The organism is Kitasatospora sp. NPDC001095 (genome assembly GCF_053598615.1).
Window position 1 is genome coordinate 1 of record NZ_JBSFKQ010000132.1, and the last position, 2,591, is coordinate 2,591.

Annotated in this window: 1 protein-coding gene; it reads right to left on the reverse strand. The window is 74.4% G+C overall.

What is annotated here, in order from left to right:
- On the reverse strand, positions 1 to 2,591 hold a 2,591-nt coding region (locus tag ACWDBB_RS36110), incomplete at both ends, for a type I polyketide synthase (RefSeq protein WP_449793637.1).

Sequence of the window (2,591 nt, forward strand, 5' to 3'; positions counted from 1 at the left end):
GGGGCGGTCAGGCCGTTGCTGGCACCGTCCTGGTTGATCGCACTGCCACGGACCACCGCGAGAACCTGGTGGCCGTTGCGCTGCGCGTCGGACAGGCGCTCCAGCAGGAGCATGCCGACACCCTCGGACCAGCCGGTACCGTCCGCGTCGGCCGAGAAGGCCTTGCAGCGGCCGTCGAAGGAGAGCCCGCCCTGGCGGCTGAAGTCGATGAACGCGGCCGGGGTGGACATCACCGTCACACCGCCCGCCAGGGCCATCGTGCACTCGCCGTTGCGCAGGGCCTGGGCGGCCAGGTGGAGGGCGACCAGGGAGGAGGAGCAGGCGGTGTCGACCGTCACCGCCGGGCCCTCAAGACCGAAGGTGTACGCCAGGCGGCCCGAGATGACACTGCCCGCGTTGCCGGTGCCCAGGTAGCCCTCGGCGCCGGACGGGACCGACTCCAGCAGCGAGGCGTAGTCGTGGTACATCACGCCCGTGAACACGCCGGTGGCGCTGCCGCGCAGAGCGGCCGGGTCGATGCCGGCCCGCTCGAAGGCCTCCCAGGACGTCTCCAGCAGCAGGCGCTGCTGCGGGTCCATGGTGAGCGCCTCGCGGGGGCTGATGCCGAAGAAGCCGGCGTCGAACTCGGCGGCGCCGTGCAGGAATCCGCCTTCCCGCGTGTGGCTGCCTCCGGGCTGGGTGCCGTCCGCGCCGAACAGGGCGTCGAGGTCCCAGCCACGGTCGGTCGGGAAGAGCGAGATGCCGTCGCCGCCGCCGTGCACCAGCTGCCACAGGTCCTCGGGCGAGGCGACCCCGCCCGGGTAGCGGCAGGCCATGCCGACGATCGCGATCGGCTCGTCCACGGCGGTCGTGGACAGCACGCCGGCAGTCGCCGGGGCCTCGCCGACGAGTTCGTCGCGGATGAAGTCGGCGAGCGCGGACGGCGTCGGGTAGTCGAAGACCAGTGTGGCCGGCAGGCGCAGGCCGGTGGCCGCGTTGAGGCGGTTGCGCAGCTCGATGGCGGTGAGGGAGTCGAAGCCCAGCTCACGGAAGGCGCGGGCCGGGTCCACCCCTTCCGCCGAACCGTGGCCCAGGACCTCGGCCACCTGGGTGCGGACCACCTCGCGGACGGCCTCGTCGCGGCGCGCCACCGGCAGGGCCAGCAGGCGCTCGGCCAGCGAACCGGCGGCAGCGGAACCGCCGCTGGCGGCGGTCCGGCGGCGCGGCGTACGGACGAGTCCGCGCAGCAGGGGCGGGACCTCGCCGGCGCCGGTCATGGCCACCGGGTCCAGGTGCATCGGGACGAGCAGGGCGCGGTCCAGGGTGAGCGCGCCGTCGAACAGGCCCAGGCCCTCCTGCGAACGCAGCGGCGCCACGCCGGCCCGGGCCAGGCGACGGACGTCGGCCTCGGACAGGCTGGTGGCCATGCCGCCGTCCTCGGCCCACAGGCCCCAGGCCAGCGACGTGCCCGGCAGGCCGTCGGCCCGGCGGCGGGCCGCCAGAGCATCGAGGAACGCGTTCGCGGCGGCGTAGTTGCCCTGGCCCGCGGCGCCGAAGACGCCGGAGGCGGAGGAGAACAGGACGAACGCCGACAGGTCCATCCCGGCGGTCAGTTCGTGCAGGTGCCAAGCCGCGTCGACCTTCGGACGCAGTACCGCCGACAGCCGCTCCGGCGTCAGCGACGACACCACACCGTCATCCAGGACGCCGGCCGTGTGGACCACCGCCGACAGCGAACGACCCTCCAGCATGCGGGCGACGGCCGCGCGGTCGGTGACGTCGCAGGCGACGACATCCACCTCCGCGCCCAACCCGGCCAGCTCGTCGCGCAGTTCGGAAGCGCCAGGCGCTTCCGGGCCGCGACGGCTGGTCAGCAGCAGGCTCCGCACCCCGTGCGCCGTGACCACGTGCCGGGCCACCAGCGAACCCAGACCACCCGTACCACCCGTGACGAGGACCGTACCCTCGCCCAGCGACACGCTGCTCTCCGAGGAAGCGGCAACGCGAACCAGGCGAGGCGCGAACGCCACGCCCCCGCGCACCGACACCTGCGGCTCACCACAGGAGAGGACGCCCGACGGCAGTTCGGCGCCCGCCTCCAGGTCCACCAGCAGGAACCGGTCCGGGTTCTCCGACTGCGCCGAGCGCACCAGACCCCAGACCACCGACTCCGCCAGACCCGCAGCAACGGCGCCACGCGTCACCACGGCGAGCCGCGAAGCGGCGAAGCGCTCCTCCGCCAGCCAGCCCCGCACCAGCTCCAGGGCCCACACACCGGCAGCGTGCGCGGCCTCGGCCACGTCACCGCCGCCCGCCTGCGGAGCCTCGACGACCACGACCTCGGGAACCTCGTCCCCGGCCAGCTCGGCCAGTGACGAGAACAGCTGAACGTCGGCGGCTGACCCGGCCCCGAGCGCGATCTCCGCCCAGTCCACGCCGAACAGCGAGTCGGTCGGCCCACCGGACGCCGCCAACTGCTCGGCCACCACCGGCCGCAGGGCCAGCGATCGGATGGTCCCGACCGGCTGCCCCTCGGCGTCCGCGAGCGTCAGCGACACCGCGTCCGTACCGGCGGACACCAGCCGCACCCGCAGCGCGTCCGCGCCCGAGGC